At 73.7% G+C, this 17,955-nt stretch carries 14 protein-coding genes; 5 read left to right on the top strand and 9 right to left on the bottom strand.

Features of this window, described 5'->3' with window-relative positions; translation table 11 throughout:
* Window positions 1-23: 23 nt before the first annotated feature.
* From tilS to dacB, 3 genes are all read right to left on the bottom strand, one after another.
* Window positions 24-1,016, bottom strand: coding sequence for a tRNA lysidine(34) synthetase TilS (gene tilS / locus AB0B57_RS27135; protein WP_357075573.1), 993 nt, complete (start codon window positions 1,014-1,016; stop codon window positions 24-26).
* A gap of 10 nt (window positions 1,017-1,026) precedes the next feature.
* Window positions 1,027-2,097, bottom strand: coding sequence for a zinc-dependent metalloprotease (locus AB0B57_RS27130; protein WP_357075570.1), 1,071 nt, complete (start codon window positions 2,095-2,097; stop codon window positions 1,027-1,029).
* A gap of 105 nt (window positions 2,098-2,202) precedes the next feature.
* Window positions 2,203-3,672 carry a D-alanyl-D-alanine carboxypeptidase/D-alanyl-D-alanine-endopeptidase gene (gene dacB / locus AB0B57_RS27125; RefSeq protein WP_357075589.1) on the bottom strand — a complete coding sequence of 490 codons (1,470 nt, stop codon included), beginning with the start codon at window positions 3,670-3,672 and terminating at the stop codon, window positions 2,203-2,205.
* Window positions 3,673-4,248: 576 nt separating this feature from the next.
* Here dacB and AB0B57_RS27120 point away from each other — a divergent pair.
* Window positions 4,249-4,755, top strand: a complete 507-nt coding sequence (locus tag AB0B57_RS27120) for an inorganic diphosphatase (RefSeq protein WP_109816465.1) — start codon at window positions 4,249-4,251, stop codon at window positions 4,753-4,755.
* A gap of 31 nt (window positions 4,756-4,786) precedes the next feature.
* Here the strand turns inward: AB0B57_RS27120 and eccD are convergent, their stop codons facing one another.
* Window positions 4,787-6,190 carry a type VII secretion integral membrane protein EccD gene (gene eccD, locus AB0B57_RS27115; protein ID WP_357075566.1) on the bottom strand — a complete coding sequence of 468 codons (1,404 nt, stop codon included), beginning with the start codon at window positions 6,188-6,190 and terminating at the stop codon, window positions 4,787-4,789.
* 101 nt (window positions 6,191-6,291) lie between these two features.
* Here eccD and eccCa point away from each other — a divergent pair, with 101 nt between their 5' ends.
* The 4 genes from eccCa to AB0B57_RS27095 all read left to right on the top strand — a co-directional run bounded on the left by eccCa (window position 6,292) and on the right by AB0B57_RS27095 (window position 13,259).
* Window positions 6,292-10,272 carry a type VII secretion protein EccCa gene (gene eccCa, locus AB0B57_RS27110; RefSeq protein ID WP_357075563.1) on the top strand — a complete coding sequence of 1,327 codons (3,981 nt, stop codon included), beginning with the start codon at window positions 6,292-6,294 and terminating at the stop codon, window positions 10,270-10,272.
* A 74-nt stretch (window positions 10,273-10,346) separates the two neighbouring features.
* Entirely contained in the window at window positions 10,347-11,684 is a 1,338-nt protein-coding gene (gene mycP / locus AB0B57_RS27105) for a type VII secretion-associated serine protease mycosin (RefSeq protein ID WP_357075560.1), read from the top strand.
* Window positions 11,685-11,725: 41 nt separating this feature from the next.
* Window positions 11,726-12,517: a phosphatase PAP2 family protein gene (locus tag AB0B57_RS27100; protein ID WP_357075557.1), complete on the top strand. Its 792-nt coding sequence runs from the start codon at window positions 11,726-11,728 to the stop codon at window positions 12,515-12,517.
* 37 nt (window positions 12,518-12,554) lie between these two features.
* Window positions 12,555-13,259, top strand: a complete 705-nt coding sequence (locus tag AB0B57_RS27095) for a phosphatase PAP2 family protein (protein WP_357075554.1) — start codon at window positions 12,555-12,557, stop codon at window positions 13,257-13,259.
* Between the two features lie 13 nt (window positions 13,260-13,272).
* Here the strand turns inward: AB0B57_RS27095 and AB0B57_RS27090 are convergent, their stop codons facing one another.
* From AB0B57_RS27090 to AB0B57_RS27070, 5 genes are all read right to left on the bottom strand, one after another.
* Window positions 13,273-14,451, bottom strand: coding sequence for a MarP family serine protease (locus tag AB0B57_RS27090; RefSeq protein WP_357075551.1), 1,179 nt, complete (start codon window positions 14,449-14,451; stop codon window positions 13,273-13,275).
* Between the two features lie 63 nt (window positions 14,452-14,514).
* Window positions 14,515-15,207 carry a CoA pyrophosphatase gene (locus AB0B57_RS27085; protein ID WP_357075548.1) on the bottom strand — a complete coding sequence of 231 codons (693 nt, stop codon included), beginning with the start codon at window positions 15,205-15,207 and terminating at the stop codon, window positions 14,515-14,517.
* Window positions 15,204-15,908, bottom strand: coding sequence for a TlpA disulfide reductase family protein (locus AB0B57_RS27080; protein ID WP_357075545.1), 705 nt, complete (start codon window positions 15,906-15,908; stop codon window positions 15,204-15,206). Before AB0B57_RS27080 ends, AB0B57_RS27085 begins: the two co-directional genes overlap by 4 nt.
* Window positions 15,905-16,693: an endonuclease III gene (gene nth / locus AB0B57_RS27075; RefSeq protein ID WP_357075542.1), complete on the bottom strand. Its 789-nt coding sequence runs from the start codon at window positions 16,691-16,693 to the stop codon at window positions 15,905-15,907. The genes AB0B57_RS27080 and nth overlap by 4 nt, the downstream gene beginning before the upstream one ends.
* A 41-nt stretch (window positions 16,694-16,734) precedes the next feature.
* A complete protein-coding gene (locus AB0B57_RS27070) occupies window positions 16,735-17,907 on the bottom strand; it encodes a CapA family protein (protein WP_357075539.1) in 1,173 nt (390 codons plus the stop codon).
* Between the last annotated feature and the right edge of the window lie 48 nt (window positions 17,908-17,955).

The raw sequence follows: 17,955 nt of genomic DNA, 5'->3' as shown, positions 1-17,955 counted from the left end.
TCGAGGCGTCGACCGGCGGCGGATCAGCCGGGGCTCAGCGGCGACAGTCGGCCGCCGCGGCGGAGCACCCGAAGACCCCCGGGCAGATCGGTCGGACCCTGGCCGTGCCAGTCGGTGACCAGGGCGTCCAGGGCGTTGACGTGCCGGTGCGACAGCACTCCCGGCGAGGCACCCAGCTCACGCGCCCAGGAGTGCAGCACCCGACCACGCACCGCGGGGGCCAGACCGGCCAGCGCGGGCACGGAGAGCCCTCCGTCGGGGCACCGTGCCGCAGCCAGCGCCGCCGCCGCCACCTCGTCGAGCGCGGCGTTGTCGGCCGCCACCAACCCGGCGGTACGCGCGAGGTTGTCCACCACGCCGGGCCCGAGCGCCCGCACCAGCGCCGGCAGCAGGTCGGCCCGCACCCGGGAGCGGGCGTACGACGGGTCGGTGTTGTGCGGATCCTGCCACGGGCTCAGCCCGAGCACGGCACACGCGGCGCGGGTCTGCTCCCGACCGATCTCCAACAGCGGGCGTAGCAGCGGCACCCCGCCCAGGTCCCGCCGGGCCGGCATTCCGGCCAGCCCCCGTGGGCCGGCACCCCGGGCGAGCGCCAGCAGCACCGTCTCCGCCTGGTCGTCGCGGGTGTGGCCGGTGAGCACCGCGACGGCGTTCTGCTGCCGGGCCACCTCGGTCAGCGCCTCGTAACGCGCCTCCCGGGCCGCCGCCTCCGGCCCGCCCGGACGCCCGGCCACGTCCACCCGCACCACTGTCGTCGACGCGAAACCGAAATCGGCGGCCCAGGCGGCCACCGCCTCGGCACGCTCCGCCGAGCCGACCTGCAGGTCGTGGTCGACAGTGACGAGCAGTGCGGCGCGGCCCAGCCGTGGCGCCACGAACGCGGCGGCCGCCGCGAGGGCAAGCGAGTCGGCTCCGCCGGAGCAGGCGACAAGCACCGGCCCGCCGGCCGGCAGGCCGGTCAGGGCGCGACGAACCGCCACCCGGATCGCGGCCACTGGCGGGGCGAGCGCGGCCACCGCTGGGAAATCAGCCAGCGGCCGGAACGGTGCCGGCCGGGCCGTGCACCCGGGCCACCCAGGCATCCGGGTCACCCAACTCGGACAACCGGGGCAGCGTGAGCGGCGAGTTGAAGATCGAGTTGAACCCGTCCATGCCGACCCGCTCCACCACGCCGTGCACGAACTTGCGTCCCTCGGCGTACTGGCGCATCTTGACGTCCACCCCGAGCAGTCGGCGGATGGCTTTCTCCAGCGGGTTACCCGCCTCCCGGCGTCGGTTGAACGACGCCCGGATCTGTCCCACGCTCGGGATCACCTGCGGGCCGACGCCGTCCATGACGAACTCGGCGTGCCCCTCCAGCAGGGTCATCAACGCGGTGAGCCGGTCCAGCACGGCCCGCTGCGCCGGGGTCTGCACGATGTCCAGCACGCTGGTGCGGCTCTCCGGGTCACGGACCGCCTCGGACAGCGTGGCCACCCCGCGCCGCAGCCGCTCGACCAGGTGTTCGCTCCCGCTGGACGAGGCGTCGACGAACGCCTGCACCTCGCCCAGGAAGTAGCCCCGCATCCACGGGACGGCGGTGAACTGGGTCCGGTGGGTGACCTCGTGCAGGCACACCCAGAGCCGGAAGTCCCGTGGGTCGGCACCGAGCTTGCGTTCCACCTCGACGATGTTCGGGGCGACCAGCAGTAGTTGACCCGGGTCGGCCGAGAAGACCTCGTACTGCCCGAGCACCCGGCCGGAGAGGTAGGCCAGCACCGTGCCGGCCTGCACCCCGGTCAGCCGGGAGCCGACCGCCTCGGTCAACGCGCCCGGCTGCTTGTCGCCGGACAGCCGGCTCACCAGCGGAGTGATCACCTCGCGAAGACCGGCGATGTTTGTCGCGGCCCAGTCACGCCTGTCGACCACCCGGACCGGCGGATGCGCCACCTGCGCCCGCAGCCCCGTGTAGTCGGCCACGTGCCCGGCCGCCTCGTCGGTCAGTCGGCGCAGGTCGCCGACCACGTCGGTAGCCTCGGCATACGACACCCGGGGGCCCGACTTGCTCAACGCCCCCGCGGTGGCGGCGGCCAGATCCCAGTCCACGAACTGCGCCATGGACCCACCGTACCCGCGCCGCGACACCCCGGCCCGGGCTCGCGCCGCCGATCGACGGCGCTGGCGGCCCCGAGGGGGCCGGAGGCCCCGTCGGGGCGGTGCCGGTCAGCGGCAGCCGCAGCTCGCCAGTGCGGCGGCGATCCGGTCCAGCGCCGGTTGGGCCGTTTCCTTCTCGCCCGGCACCTTGTCGGTGAGCACCGCGAAGGTGAGTAGCCGACCATCGGCGGTGGTGACCAGGCCCGCGATGGAGTGCACGGCGGTCAGTGTGCCGGTCTTCGCCCGGACGCTCCCCGCTCCGGCGGCGGTGCCGGCGGTGTTGCGGTAGCGCTCGTCCAGAGTCCCGGACCAGCCGCCCACCGGCAGACCGCCGAAGACGCCTGCCAACTCCGGATGGTCCGGGCTCGCCGCGAGGCGGATCAGGTCGGTCAGCAACGACGGGCTGATCCGGTTGTTGCGGGACAAACCGCTGCCGTCAGAGAGGGTGATCTCGTCGGCGGGCAGGCCCAGCTCGGCCACCTCCGCGTCCATCGCGGCAGCGCCGCCGTCGTACGAGGCCGGCTGGTTACGGGCCAACGCGACCTGACGGGCCAGCGCCTCGGCCACCAGGTTGTCACTCTCGCTGATCATGATGTCGACCAGCCGGATCATCGGCGGAGACAGCACCACCCCCAGCTCGGTGCCCGCCGCCGGGGTGCCACCGGCCGCGGCGGGTGCCGGGGCCGTGCCACGCTTCACGGCGTCGGAAGGCACACCCAGCAGCCGCGCGAACGACTTACCGGCGGCCAGGTCCGGCTCGGCGAACCGCTCCGCGGCGCCGTGTGCGACACCCGGGTCCCGGCGAGCGCCGTCGGTCATCAACGCCGTCACCGCGCCGCCGGACCCGCCGGTGGGGATGTCGTCGTCCCAGCCCGGGCCGTAGACCGGGCCGGAGTAGACCGAACCGTCGACGGTGACACTGGTCGGGGCCGTGCCGCCGAGCGCCGTACGCACCTGGGCGGCCAGATCGTCGAGCCGCGCCGCGCCCGGGTAGTAGCCCTTCTTGTTGATCGCGAGGGTGGGATCGCCGCCACCGATGATCACCACCTCGCCGGCCTTCGCGCCGGCCACCGCGCGGGTGGGGATCCGGTAGCCCGGTCCTCGGGCGGCCAGCGCCGTCACCGCCGTCGCCAGCTTGGTCACCGAGGCGGGCACGGTGCCGTCGTCCGCCCCCTTGCCGAACAGCGTCTGGCCGGAGATGACATCGGCCACCGAGACGTTCACCCGAGGGCCCAGGGCAGCAACCCCGACCAGCGGGTCGAGGACGGCACGAACCCCGTCCGGGGTGGGCAGCGCGGCGTTCGGGTCCGGGCCGGGCAGCACGTCGGCCGGGTCCGGCTCCGGGGTCACGCCGGCCGCGTTCGGCGCCGACCCGGCGTCGTCGCCCAGCCATCCGGCGACCGGACCAGGTCGGACGACGACGACGCCGACGCCGGCGAGCACCAACAGCAGCACGACGGCCAACACCACCGGCAGCCGCCGCCGACGAGCCGGGGCGGCGGGCGCGGGTGCCGGCGCGGCACCGGCGGGCGAGGGCAACGCGGAGATCGGCGGACCCAGCGGTGGGACATCGGCGCCACCGGCGGTCGGGCCAGGCCACGCGCCGGGCGGAGCCGGGCTCACCGGCACCGACGCGCTGCCACGCGACGGACCACCCGAGGTCGGGCCGGGCAGAGCCGGGCGCACTGGGACGGCTGCGCTGCCGCGCGGCGGGCCGCTCGTCGGCCGGTCACCGCCGACCACCGGGAAGCGGCCGGTGTTCGGGGCGGGTGGGGGCGAGCCGGTCGGCGGGCGCCAGGGCAGCGGCGGGGTTGGCTCGGGGGCCGGGGTCGCTGGCTCGGGAGTCCGTGGCAGGTGGGCCTCCGGCACCGGAACCCTCCCCGTGGCGCCACCGGATCCGGATCGTCCGGTACCGTGCGCGGAGCCCCCGTCCGGGCGGTAGTGTGAATCTTCCCTCCCCACGACCCCCTCCTCCCCCAGCGAAAATCGGCTTGGGTGACACTACTTCGGTCCGAAGACTATGCGGCGGCCGGAGTCGGCGGGTGGGCATTCACCTGTCCGGAGGGGCCGCCAGTGGTTCCGTTAGCCAGCGTGGGCAGACGAGGGAGCGTGCAGATGGATTTCGACGTGACGGTTGAGATCCCCAAGGGTCACCGGAACAAGTACGAGGTGGACCACAAGACCGGCCGGATCCGGCTGGACCGCACCCTCTTCACCTCCACTCAGTACCCGGCCGACTACGGGTTCATCGAGGGCACTCTGGGCGAGGACGGCGATCCGCTGGACGCGCTGGTGCTCGTCCCCGAGCCGACCTTCCCGGGCTGTCTGATCCGCTGCCGCACCATCGGCATGTTCCGGATGACCGACGAGAAGGGCGGGGACGACAAGGTCCTCTGCGTGCCCTACGAGGACCCTCGCCAGGAGCACCTGCGCGACATCCACCACCTCGGCGAGTTCGACCGGCTGGAGATCCAGCACTTCTTCGAGGTGTACAAGGACCTGGAGCCCGGCAAGTCGGTGGAGGGCGCGACCTGGGTCGGCCGCACCGAGGCCGAGGCCGAGATCCACGCCTCCTACCAGCGGGCCCGCGACGCCGAGGCGCGCGGCGAATCCGCCCACTGACGACCGCTGACGCACCGGGCCCGGGGGCCGCTCAACCGAGCAGCCCCCGGGCCCGGTCGTACAGGTCGAGCACCGCGCACGCGATCGGCACCACGGCGACCACCAGGGCCGTGTCGGTGAGGTCCGCGACCCTCCCGAGGTACGGCGAGACCGGCCGGCGGGCGTATCCGGTGCCGCCGGCGGCAGCCACCAGGGCCAGCACCGCACCGCCCAGGACCAGCGCCAGTCGCCCGGCGTCGTCGGCCCGGTCGACGAGCACCGCGCCCAGCACGGCGTAGCCGGCCAGCCCGGCGAGCACCGTCGGCACCCGGTGCCGCAGTGCCACGAACAACCGCGACCGCAGCAGCAGCACGGCCGAGGTGACCGCCAGCAGCACCCGGCCGGCCGTCGCGCCGGCGACACCGAGTACGGCCGCCGCGGCCACCGCCAGCAGCGCGTGCCCGATCAGCATCCCGGTGAGCACCTCCTCGGTGCGGGTCACCGCGGCGTGCACCCGGCTCCGGTCCGGCAGGTCCCGGGCCCGTTGCGGCCCTTCGGTGGGGGTCGAGGTCGGCAGGGTGATCGGCGGCAGGGGCAACTTGCCCAGCCGGATGGCCAGCAGCGGTAGCACGCCGATGGCGAAGACAAGTGCACTGAGCAGCACCGCCGCCGTGCCGGCCGGGGTCAGCAGCAGCCCACCGAGCGCCGCCCCGGCGCCGAGCAGGCCGACCGTGACACCGGCCACGAAGACCCGCAGTCGGCTGGCCACCCCGAGCAGGCCGATCAGCGCCACCAGCAGCAGCGCCACCGAACCGGCCAGCAGCTCGGGTGCGCCCAGCCAGCGGGCCGGCCCGAAGGGCCCGACCGGGTCGCCGGAGCCGACCGCGAGGGCGCCGGCCATGAACGCGTACGGCAGCGCGTAGCCTCCGAGCGTCGCCCCGGCGGTGCCGTCGCCGTTGGCGCGGGAGGCCACCGTGCCAGCGACGGTGAGCAGCAGCGCCACCACGGTGGCCGCCAGCCAGCCGGCCCGGTGCGCGGGGCCGCCGACGAGCAGGGCGAGCAGCCCGACGGAGAGCGGTACGGCGGCACCGGCCAGACCGGCGGCCCGGGTGGCGGTGGGCGACCAGGCCCCGCCACGGCGGCGGGCACCGTCGGCGATCGCCTCGACCACGTCGTCGTACTCCAGCTCTGGCCAGTGCGCGCGGGCCGGCACGAGGTGCAGCACCTCACCGTCGCGGACGCCCTGGGGCAGCAGCGCCTGCGCGGTCGTCAGCAGCGCGCCGTCGGTGCGGCGGAGGACCCACCCACCGTGCTGTTCGCCGTCGTCGGCGAGCCCGACACCGGCGTGTCGGAGCACGTCGGGCAGCAACTCGGCCAGGGGCACCTGCTCCGGCAGGGCGACGTCCACCCGTCGTTGCGGCGCGCTGATGGTGACGCGGGCCAGCCCGGTAGTCATCGACTGGTCTCCATATCGAGGGGGATCGGAGGCTGCGCGGACGACAGGACTTTACCTACCATGAGTCCGGTTCGGGTTACCCAGCGCTGTCAGGAGGCCGGTTGTCCACCGTCGTCATCAAGCGCCCGCCCCGTCGACCGGCGCCGGAGATCCCCGCCGGTGAGCTGCCGGTCGAGGCGCCGCCGGAGATCCCCGTGGTGGCCGGCGGGCGGTGGCAGCAGATGCTCATGGTGCTGCCGATGCTCGGGGGCACGGTGGCGATGGCGATGATGTTCGGCCGGGGCGGCGGCGCCTACTCGTACGTGGTGGGTGGGATGTTCGGGCTCTCCTCGCTGGCGATGCTGGTGACCTCCTGGGGCAGCGCCTCCGGCACACCGAAGAAGTCCGAGATGATGGCCGCCCGCAGGGAGTACCTGCGCCACCTGGCCACGCTGCGGCGGCGGGTCCGCCGCACCGCGGGACAGCAGCGGGCCGGGCTCTACTACCGGCACCCGGACCCGGGCGGGCTCTGGTCGACGGTGGACAGTCACCGGGTCTGGGAGCGGCGGCCCGCCGACCCGGACTTCGCGGTGGTGCGGGTCGCCGTCGGTCCGCAGACCCTGGCCACCCCGCTCGTCCCACCGGTCACCCGGCCGTTGGAGGAGCTGGAGCCGATGACCGCCGGCGCGCTGCGCCGCTTCCTGGACGCGTACTCCGTCGTGCCGGACCTGCCGGTGGCCCTGTCGTTGCGCAGCTTCGCCCGGGTGCACGTGCGGCCCGCCGGCCGGAGCGGGGGCGGCACCCCGGCCACCGGCGGGCCACCCACCGGCGACCCGGCGACGCAGTCGCTGGTCCGGGCCGTGCTGACCCAGCTCGCGGTCTTCCACGCCCCCGACGAACTGCTCGTCGCGGTCTGCGCCGGGCCCGAACGCCGGGCCTGCTGGGAGTGGGTGAAGTGGCTCCCGCACGCGCACCATCCGAGCCGCACCGACGCGCTCGGCCCGGTACGCCTGGTCACCAGCTCCGCCGCCGAGTTGGAGCGGCTGCTGGCCGACGTGCTGGCCAGTCGGTCGCGGTTCAGCCCGGCCGGTCCGGCCACCGACGGCCCGCACGTGGTGGTGGTCCTCGACGGCGGCGACCTGACCGGCGCCAGTGACCTGACCGGTGACGGCGGCATCGACGCGGTCACCGTGCTGGACCTGGACACCCCGCCACCTCGGCTGCTCGACAGGTACGCGTTGTTGCTGGAGTTGCACGGCCGACGGCTGCACTCGTGGTCGTCCGACGGGCACGCCGAGGTGGGCACCGCCGACCAGCTCGACCTCGCCGACGCCGAGGCGATCGCCCGGCGGTTGGCGCCACTGCGGCTCGCCGGGGCGGCACGCGGACCGGACGCCCCGCTCCAGGCCGACCTGGGTCTTCCCGAACTACTCGGGCTCGGTGACCCGGAGAGCTTCACCGCTGAGCAGGGCTGGTTGCCGCGCTCGGCACGGGACCGGCTGCGGGTGCCGATCGGGGTGGGCGCGGACGGCGGCGCCATCGAACTGGATCTCAAGGAGTCCGCCCAGGACGGGATGGGCCCGCACGGCCTGCTCATCGGGGCGACCGGCTCCGGCAAGTCCGAGTTGCTGCGCACGCTGGTGCTGGGGCTGGCCGCCACGCACAGCTCGGAACAGCTCAACTTCGTGCTCGTCGACTTCAAGGGTGGCGCCACCTTCGCCTCGTTCGACCGGCTGCCGCACACCGCGGCCGTGATCACGAACCTGGCCGACGCGTTGCCCCTGGTCGACCGGATGGTCGACGCGATCAACGGGGAGCTGGTCCGCCGCCAGGAGTTGCTGCGCCGCGCCGGCAACTTCGCCAGCGTGCGCGACTACGAGCGAGCCCGGGCGGCCGGCAGTCCACTGGCTCCGCTGCCGTCGCTGCTGCTGATCTGCGACGAGTTCTCCGAACTGCTCTCCGCCAAGCCCGACTTCATCGACCTGTTCGTGCAGATCGGCCGGCTGGGCCGGTCGCTCGGCGTGCACCTGCTGCTCGCCAGCCAGCGGCTGGAGGAGGGACGGCTGCGCGGGCTGGACACCCATCTCTCCTATCGCATCGGTCTGCGTACCTTCTCCGCGTTGGAGTCGCGCACCGTGCTCGGGGTGCCGGACGCGCACGAGCTGCCCCGGTCGCCGGGGCACGGCTACCTGCGCGCCGGCACCGACCCGCTGGCCCGGTTCAAGGCCGCGTACGTCTCCGGTGTCGTCCGCCGGCGGTCCGCGACGGCCGGTGTCACCGCCGAGGGCGGCGCCCGGCTGCTCACCTTCACCACCCACGTCGTGCCGGTGCCCGAGCCGGCGACCCCGGTCGTGCCCGTCGTGGCGGAGGAGGAGGACCGGGAGACCCTGCTCGACCTGCTGGTGGACCGGCTCGTCGGGCAGGGCCCGCCGGCGCACCAGGTCTGGCTCCCGCCGCTCGGTCAGCCGCCGGCCCTGGACGAGCTGCTCGGCCCGGTCGAGGTGGACCCGAAGCGTGGGCTAACCGTGGGCAACCCGGAGCTGCACGGCGCGCTCGGCGTGCCGCTCGCCGTCGTCGACAAGCCGTTGGAGCAGCGCCGGGACCTGCTCTGGCTGGTGTTGGACGGCGCCGCCGGGCACGTCGCGGTGGTCGGTGCGCCGCAGAGCGGCAAGTCCACAGCCCTGCGCACGCTGATCTGCGCGTTGGCGCTCACCCACACCCCGGCCGAGGTGCAGGTCTACTGCCTCGACTTCGGAGGCGGCGGGTTGGCCGCGCTGCGCGACCTTCCGCACGTGGGCGGGGTGACCGGCCGGGCCGACCCGACCGCCGTACGACGGACCGTCGGCGAGATGACCACCCTGCTGGCCGATCGGGAACGCCGCTTCGCGGAGCTGGGCGTGGAGTCGATGGCCGGGTACCGGCAGCGCCGGGCCGCGGCGGGAACGACAGGCCAGCCCGGGGCCGATCCCTTCGGCGACGTGTTCCTGGTGATCGACGGTTGGAGTACGGTCCGCGGCGAGTACGACGACCTGGAACCGCTGGTCACCGACCTGGCCACCCGGGGCCTGTCGTACGGGCTGCACGTGGTCGCCACCGCGCTGCGCTGGCTGGACTTCCGTCCGGCGATCCGGGACCTGTTCGGCTCGCGGCTGGAGCTGCGCCTCGGTGACCCGTCCGACTCGTTGGTGGCCCGGCGTGCCGCCGCCAACGTGCCGGAGCGCTCGGGTCGGGGGGTGACCGCGGAGGGCCTGCACTTCCTCACCGCGCTGCCCCACCTCACCGGCAGCGGGGACACCGCCGATCTGGTCAAGCGGGTCGCCGGCAGTTGGGACGGCCCGCGGGCGCCCCGGGTCCGGCTGCTCCCGCCGGTGCTGCCGTACGCCGATCTGGACCTCGCCGCGACGAGCGGGCTGCGGTTGCCGATCGGGATCGCGGAGGCGGACCTGCGTCCGGTGGTGCTCGACTTCGCCACCGAGCCACACTTCGTGGTCTTCGGGGACTCGGAGTGCGGCAAGTCGTCGTTCCTGCGGGCGCTGGCCACGTCGATCATCACCCGGTTCACTCCCGAGCAGGCCCGGGTGATCCTTGTCGACTACCGGCGCAGCCTGCTCGGTGCCATCGAGACGCCGCACCTGATCGGGTACGGCACCGCCGCGGCGCACACCGGCGACCTGGTCGAGTCGGCCGCCGGTTACCTGGAGCGGCGGACTCCGGGGCCGGAGGTCACCCCGCAGCAGCTGCGGGACCGGTCCTGGTGGTCCGGGCCGGAGCTGTTCGTGCTGGTGGACGACTACGACCTGGTGGCGGCCGGGCCGGCCAACCCGCTGCGCGCGTTGGAGGAGCACCTGCCGCACGCGCGGGACGTCGGGCTGCACCTGGTGCTGGCCCGCCGGTCCGGTGGTGCGGGCCGCGCCCAGTACGAGCCGATCGTGCAGCGGCTGCGGGAACTCTCCACCGCCGGTCTGGTGATGGCGGGCAGCCCGGAGGAGGGTGCACTCGTCGGCCCGGTGCGGCCGGGGCCGCTGCCGCCGGGGCGTGGTCGGCTGGTCACCCGACGGGAGGGCGTACGCCTTGTTCAGCTCGCACAACTGCCGCCGCAGTGACCTGACTCGCCGGTTCTTCCCGTGACGGGTGGGGAAACCGGTAATCTCCGATCGTCATGGTTCCGTCGGGATGAATGGCTGGGGATGTGACAGGGGTGCGGCACAGCGGTCCGTCGGCGGCCCGACGGGCGACCGTCCGGGCGTTGCTCGGTGTGGCCGCGGCGCTCACCGTCGTGGCGCCGACCGCGGCGGCCGTGCCCGTCACCGCGCCCAGCCGTGGCGGGCAGCTTGCCGGCGCGCCGCTGGCGTTCGCCCCCGGCGACACCGTCGCCCGCACCGACCAGGTCCGCGACGAGCAGTGGCAGCTCGACGAGTTGCAGGCCGAGACCGCCTGGCGCAGCTCGACCGGCCGGGGCGTGACAGTCGCCGTGGTCGACTCCGGGGTGGACGGCAGTCATCCCGACCTGGTCGGTCAGGTGCTGCCCGGTCAGGATCTGGTCGGCCCCGCCGGGGGTCCGGGCCCGGATCCGGTGGGGCACGGTACGACTGTCGCCGGCCTGATCGCCGGCCGCAAGGACGACAAGCGGGGCGTGGTCGGCCTCGCGCCGGACGCGCGGATCCTGCCGGTCCGGGTGCTCGATGAGGACAATCGCTACGACGACGCGCTGATCGTCGCCCAGGGGGTTCGCTGGGCGGTCGACCACGGAGCTCGCGTGATCAACCTGTCGTTGGGCGGCAGTGGCGACAGCCCGGCCCTGGCGGCGGCCCTGGACTACGCGTTCGTCCGGGACGTGGTCGTCATCGCCTGCACCGGCAACCTGGCCACCTCCACCAGCACCAAGGTCTGGTATCCGGCCCGTGAGCCGGGCGTCGTCGCGGTCACCGGCCTGGAGCGCAGCAGCGAGAACCTGTGGTCCGGCTCGATCACCGGCCGGCCGACGGTGCTCAGCGCTCCCGCCACCGGGCTGGTCGGCGCCAAACCCCCGAGCGGGTACTGGCGGGTGCAGGGCACCAGCTTCGCCGCACCGCTGGTGGCGGCCACCGCCGCGCTGGTCCGGTCCCGCTTTCCGCAGATGCCCGCGGGTGAGGTGGTCAACCGCTTGCTGGCCACCGCCCGGGATCTCGGTCCGACCGGTCGGGACGACCGCTTCGGGTACGGGATGGTCGACCCGGTTGCCGCGTTGACCGCCCAGGTGCCGCCGGTGACCGCCAACCCGCTGGACGACCAGACGTCGCCGGGTGTGACTGGCTTCGGCGCGGCTCCCGGCTCGGCCGACGCCTCGGTGGCCGGCGCCGGCAGCGATCCGCTCGGTCTCGCCGCCCCCCATCAGCAGACCCGGTGGAGGGCCCGGGCGGCAGGTGGCCAGGACACGTCGGCACCGGAGCAACTGTGGACCGGGCTCGTGCTCTTCGTCGCGCTGACCGGCGGCGCCACCCTGCTGGTGCGCCGACTCCGTCAGCGGTCCCGTTGACCGAGGGCTGACCGGCCGATCGGTGGGGTAGAACGGTTCGCATGAACGCGCCCGGCCCACGTACTCTCGGCACCGCCCGACACCCGACCTGGCGGCACCGCCGACTCGACCCGGACCATCCGCTGGGGCTGCGGCTGACCCTGGCCGCGACGGCGGCCTTCCTGGTGCTTGTGCCTTTCGCGCTGCTCGCGCTGCTGGTGCTCGGCGCCTGGGCACCGCTGCACCGGCTGGACACGGCGGTCACCGCAGGGCTGCACGGGTACGCGCACGAGCACCCGGCCTGGGTCGTGCTGATGCGGATCTGGAGCGAGGTGTTCGCGCCGATGCCGCTGCGGGCCGTCACCCTGCTCCTGGTGATCTGGTTGCTGCGCCGGGGAGCCCGCCGGCTGGCCCTCTGGGTGACCACCACCATGGTGGTGGGTGGGCTGTTCGGCCCGTTGCTGAAGCTGCTCGTCGGCCGGGACCGCCCGGAGCTGTTGGACCCGGTGGCGCGGGCCGCCGGCTACTCGTTCCCCTCCGGGCACGCGCTGAACGCCACCCTGACCGCCGGGGTACTGCTGCTGGTGTTCCTGCCGTACGTCGGCCGGGGAGTGGCGCGGGCCGCGCTCTGGGTCGCCGTGCTGCTGCTCACCGTGGTGACCGGGTTGAGCAGGGTGGCGCTCGGTGTGCACTTCACCAGCGACGTGCTCGGCGGTTGGCTGCTCGGTGTGGCGGTGGTCGCGGCCACCACCGCCGCGTTCACCAGTTGGCGTGCACACACCGGCCTTCGGCCGGTCCAGCCGGTCCGCGACGGCGTTGCTCCCGAGGTCGAGCGGCACCCCGGGGCGGTCTGAGGCGTGCCGACGAGGTCCACCGGGTATTGGCGCACGCATGTCCGACACCGTGGTCCAGATCATCCGGCGGGTGCTGCTGCCGGTGTCCCTCCTGTTCGTCGTCATGGTGCTGCTCGGGGTGCTGGTCACCCGGGTATTCGTACGGACCTGGCCGTTCACCGTGGAAGACACGGTGAACCGGGAGCTCGCCGGCGACCGCACGGACGGCTGGAACACCGTCTCGCTGGTGTTCAGCACACTGGCCAGCACCCAGATGATCGTCGTGGTCACCGTCCTGGTGGCGCTGGCGCTGCGGCTCTGGCTGAACCGCTGGCGGGAGCCGCTGTTCCTGTGCGCGGCGGTGACCGCCCAGGCGCTGGTGTTCCTGCTGACCACGCTGGCGATCGACAGGCAGCGACCGGCGGTGGAGCACATGGACGTCTCGCCGCCCACGTCGAGCTTTCCCTCCGGGCACACCTCGGCCGCGGTCGCGCTCTATGTCGGCATCGCCGTGCTGATGGCGCTGCGGGCGCGCAGCACCGGTGCGAAGGTCGCCTGGTGGACGCTGCTGCTGATGGTGCCGCTGGGTGTGGCGCTGACCCGGATGTATCGGGGGATGCACCACCCGAGCGACGTGGTGGCGTCCTTCCTCAACGGCGGCACCTGCGTCGCCATCATGGCCCGTGCGGTGCTGGACCGAGGGCTGCGGTGGGGCCGGGCGAAGCTGCCGACCGGGCGACGAACCGCGCCCGCCTCTAGCTGACCCCGTTCGGCGGTCAGGTGCACTCGCCGGTGCCGACCTGCCGGTTGCGTTCGGCACCGGCCAGCGCCACCGGGCGGGCCTCGGCCGCGGTCACCGCGAAGCCGGTGTTCGGGTCGTCGGCCACCGCCGCGAAGATCACGCCGAGGACCAGGCCGTTGGCGGACAGCAACGGCCCCCCGGAGTTGCCGCTGCGGACCAACGCCCGGATCGTGTAGACCTCCCGGGTCACGTCCTTGGCGGAGTAGATGTCCGGTCCGGTGATCTGGTCGACGTCGCGGACCCGGGCCGACTGCGCGTTGTAGGGGCCGTCGAGCGGAAACCCGAGCACGATGGCGTCCGAGCCGCTGCCCGCGTTGCCGGCGGCGAACCGTAGGGACGGACCGGGCAACCCGGGCACGAGCAGCACGGCCAGGTCCCGGTCCGGGTCGTAGACCACCACCTTGCCGTCGTACCGCTCGCCGCCCAGCTCCACGGCGACCGAGCGGGTGCCGGCGACGACGTGCGCGTTGGTCATCACCCGGTCGTCGGCGTACACGAAACCGGAGCCCTCGATGCGGCGTGAGCAACTGGGCGCGGAGCCGAGCACCTTGACGACCGACCGTTGACCGTTGACCACCACCTGCGAGCCGGCCAGCGCCGGGTCGGGCGGGTCGACCTGCCGGGCCCGGGTGGGCGCGAGGTCACCGAAGACGTCCGGGAACCCGTCGGTGTCGAGCGTGTCCTGCAACGCCGTGGTGAGGTCGTGGGCCTCGTTCGGCAGGACCCGGTTGACCACCGTGATCAGCGCGCTGTTGCGCACCGCCGCGGCGATCCAGGGCACCGCGGACGAGCCGAACGGCACGGCGATCAGCCAGGCGAACAGGAGCACCGCGAGCAGTGAGACGACGGCCCCGCCGATGTCGTCGGCCCGCCTGCCCACGTCACTGGTGATCGTCTTACGCAGGCGTGAGCCGAGCCAGCCGGCCAGCGCCTGCCCGATCACGGCCAACCCGAAGATCACCACCAGCGAGATCAGCACCCGGGCGACCGGATCCACGAACTGCCTGGCGAACAGCGGCCCGAGCTGGAGACCCAGCAGGAGACCCAGGAAGAACCCGGCGAGCGACAGGATGCCGATGGCGAAGCCCTGGCGGTATCCGCTGATCGCGAACAGGAGCATGAGCAGGAGCAGCAGCAGATCCACGACGGACACGGGTCAAGCGTACGGGCAGTGCGCCCGCCGGATGACCATCGCTTGCGGAAAGTGAGGTCGCGGTCAGCGCAGGGCTGTCTCGTCGGCCTCGTCGGTGCCCGCCGACGGCGCCGGGGTGGCACCGCTGGGCGGCAGCTCCACCACCCGGCCACGCGGCCACGGACGGGCCCAGCCGCCCATCTCCAGGAGGGTGGCCAGCACCCCGGCGGTGAAGCCCCAGACGAGCATCCCGCGCGCCGAGAACGCCGGACCGATCCAGCCGCTCGGGTGGCGGACTCGCAGCCGGTTGGCCGGGTCGACCAGCTCGCTCACCGGCAGGCGGGCCACGTGCGCCACCTCGGCCGGCTCCCGCGGGTGCACCGGGTGCGGGTCGTGCCACCAGGCCAGCACCGGTGTGACCACGAAGTCACTGACCGGGATCCACAGTTTCGGCAGCTCGGCCAGCACGGTCACGCTGGTCGGGTCCAGGCCGACCTCCTCGTTCGCCTCCCGCAGGGCGGTGGCGCGGACGTCGGCGTCCTCCGGGTCGGCCGCACCCCCCGGAAAGGCCGGCTGGCCGGCGTGGGTACGCAGGGTGGCGGCGCGTTGCAGGACCAGCACGTCGGGCCCGGCGCCGGGCTGCTCACCGAGCAGCACCAGCACGGCGCTCTCCCGACCGCCCTCGGCCGGGGTGGTCAGCCGGGTGAAGTCCTCGGCACGGGCGGTGCCGAGCCGGGTCAACAGGGGCTCGATCCACTCGGGCGGTCGACGGGTCACGCCGGCACCACCAGACCGAGGTGCTGGCGGACCAGCTTGGCGAGCTGGGCGTCGTCGAGCGCCCCGGTGGCGTCCACGTGCCGGATCCGGCCCTGCGCGTCGACGAACAGGGTCAGCGGGAAGGCGTTGCGCCGCAACTCCCGTTGCACCGCGTCGCCCTGGTCGACCAGGATCGGGAACCGTACGCCGAAGTCCTCGCCGATGGACCGCGCGCCGTCCCGGCTGTCCCGGGTGTTGACCCCGACCACCTGGAGTCGTCCGGCGGCCCGCTCGCTGAGCCGTTGGAAGGCGGGCAGCTCCGTGCGGCACGGCCCGCACCAGGAAGCCCACACGTTGATCACCGCAGGCCCGGCCACGTCCCGCAGGGCGACGGGGGCACCGCCGGTGAAGCAGGGCAGCGTCAGCTCCGGCAGCGCCTGCCCGCCACCGGCGGGGGCCGCCGTGCCGGGCGCCGCCGCGCTGGAGGGCGTCGAGCCGGGAGATGCGGCGCCGGAGGTCGCCGCGCCGGGAGATGCGGCGGCGGGTGCGGTGTTCAGTGTGGCGCAGTCCCGGAACGGCGAGGGTCGTTCGGCGGCGGCCGGGCCGGGGGCCGGCTCGTCGTCGGCCGTGCCGCTGGTGCAGCCGGTCACGGTCAGCAGCAGCGGCAGGATCACCAGGGCGAGGCGGCGGCTCGTCGCACCCGCACCGTGGCGGCGGTTCACGGCACCTCCGCGGCGACCGCCTGGGCGGGCACCAGCTCCGGATCGACCCCGGCGGCCACCGCCAGGTCGCGCGCCCGAGGACCCTTGAGCAGCTTCGCGGCGGCGGCCGGCTCGGTCGGGCCGGTGCCGTACGAGGGGCAGAGCTTCGCGAGTGTGCAGGCGCCGCAGGCCGGTTTACGGGCGTGGCAGACCCGTCGCCCGTGGAAGATGATCCGGTGCGACAGCATGGTCCAGTCACGCTTGTCGTACAGCGCGCCGACCGCGTGCTCGATCTTGACCGGGTCGGTCTCGTCGGTCAGCCGCCACCTGTGGACCAGCCGCTGGAAGTGCGTGTCGACGGTGATGCCGGGAACGTCGAAGGCGTTGCCGAGGATCACGTTGGCGGTCTTGCGGCCGATCCCGGGCAGCGTCACCAGGTCGGCGAGCCGGCCGGGGACGTTGCCGTCGTACCTGTCGAGAAGCGCCTGGCCGAGCTTGATCAGCGAGTCGGTCTTGTTCCGGTAGAAGCCGGTCGGCCGGATCAGCTCCTCCATCTCGCCGCGGTCGGCTGCGGCGTACGCGGCGGCGCTCGGGTAGCGGGCGAAGAGCTTCGGGGTGACCTCGTTGACCTTCTTGTCCGTGCACTGCGCGGAGAGGATCGTGGCGACGGACAACTCGAGGGCACTGGAGTGGTCCAACTCGCAGTGCGCGTCGGGATGCGTCTCGGCCAGCACCCGGCCGATCTTGCGGGCACGGCGTTTGCGCCCGAGGTCGGTCTCGCTGGCACCGGGGGGACTACTGGTCACGACGGTCAGCCTACGTCGCGCCCCGAACGTTCCTCCGCGGGTCAGCCGCCGGCTGGCGGGAAGATCTTTCCCTGCCGGTCGAACCGGGCGCCGCTCCTGGGGAAGTCGCTCCGGCTCAGGTCGCCGATCAGGCCCAGACCCCGGTCGTTCGAGTCCATCGTCGGCTTACCGGCGTCGTTCATGTACGTCGAGGTGAACGAGCCACCGGCCCAGGCGCCGTCCGGTTTCAGCGACACCTTCAGCACCCCGCCCCAGCCGAGCCGGCCGTCGTTGCTCAGCGAGTTGCCACCGCCGGCGAAGTTGCCGAGGCTGTAGGCGATCAGCCGGCCCCGGTAGAACTCCATGCCGCGCAGCACGTGCGGCCCGTGCCCGACGATCAGGTCCGCACCGGCGTCGATCATGGCGTGTGAGAACTTGACCGGGTCGCCCCGGTTCTCGCCCAGGAACATCTCCGTGCCCGGCTTCACCCGGGTCTTCTCCGCACCCTCGCCACCCATGTGCACCTGCACCACGACCAGGTCGGCCATGGTGGCGGCCTTGGCGACCACAGTCTTCGCCCCGGCGATATCGACAAGGCTGTTGGACCAGGCGTACGACGAGAAGCCGGCCACCGCGACCCTGACACCCTTGACGTCGACCACGGTGATCTGGCCCGGCGCGCCGGTGTGCTCCAGGTCGTACTTCTCCAGCGCCCGCTGGGTGTTCTCGTAGCCCTTCGGCCCGTAGTCGTTGCCGTGGTTGTTGGCCTGGTTGAGCACGTCGAAGCCGGCGTCGCGCAGGTGGGCGGCGTACTCCGGTGGGGCCCGGAACTGGAAACAGCGTGTGGAGTTGGCACCGCACTTGCCGGTGCCGGTGTCCACGGTCAGCGGCTCCTCCAGGTTGCCCATCACCAGGTCGGCCTTGAGCGCCTCGGTGACCGAGGTGAAGAAGCCCTTGCCGCCGGCGGCGGGCAGCCGGCTCGGCGCGTTACCCATGATGATGTCGCCGGTGGCGGAGAGCGAGATCGCGGCGCCGTCAGCGGGGGCTGCCGGCCCCTCCGGATCGACAGCGGTCACCGGCGCGCCGGTGCCACCGCCGCCGGCACCGGGCTGCCAGACGGAGGCCTCGCCGCCGGAGTCACCGCAGCCGGCGACGAGCAGGGTGGCCAGCAGCGCGGCGAGGCCGAGGGCGACGCGGCGCCGCGGACGGGACGCGACGGGGGCGGGAGCATACATCGCTCGCGACCCTACCGGGCTCTCAACTCGCCGACGAGAGCCGATCGG

Origin of the sequence: Micromonospora sp. NPDC049101, from assembly GCF_040648675.1 — a bacterium.
In the GTDB taxonomy this organism is placed as follows: Bacteria; Actinomycetota; Actinomycetes; order Mycobacteriales; family Micromonosporaceae; genus Micromonospora.
This window is presented reverse-complemented; position numbering and strand designations above follow the sequence as displayed.

Coding starts and splice junctions, on each gene's coding strand:
- AB0B57_RS27130 (WP_357075570.1), bottom strand. CDS start 2,097: ATGGCGCAGTTCGTGGACTGGGATCTGGCCGCCGCCACCGCGGGGGCG.
- AB0B57_RS27120 (WP_109816465.1), top strand. CDS start 4,249: ATGGATTTCGACGTGACGGTTGAGATCCCCAAGGGTCACCGGAACAAG.
- eccD (WP_357075566.1), bottom strand. CDS start 6,190: ATGACTACCGGGCTGGCCCGCGTCACCATCAGCGCGCCGCAACGACGG.
- mycP (WP_357075560.1), top strand. CDS start 10,347: ATGGCTGGGGATGTGACAGGGGTGCGGCACAGCGGTCCGTCGGCGGCC.
- AB0B57_RS27100 (WP_357075557.1), top strand. CDS start 11,726: ATGAACGCGCCCGGCCCACGTACTCTCGGCACCGCCCGACACCCGACC.
- AB0B57_RS27095 (WP_357075554.1), top strand. CDS start 12,555: ATGTCCGACACCGTGGTCCAGATCATCCGGCGGGTGCTGCTGCCGGTG.
- AB0B57_RS27070 (WP_357075539.1), bottom strand. CDS start 17,907: ATGTATGCTCCCGCCCCCGTCGCGTCCCGTCCGCGGCGCCGCGTCGCC.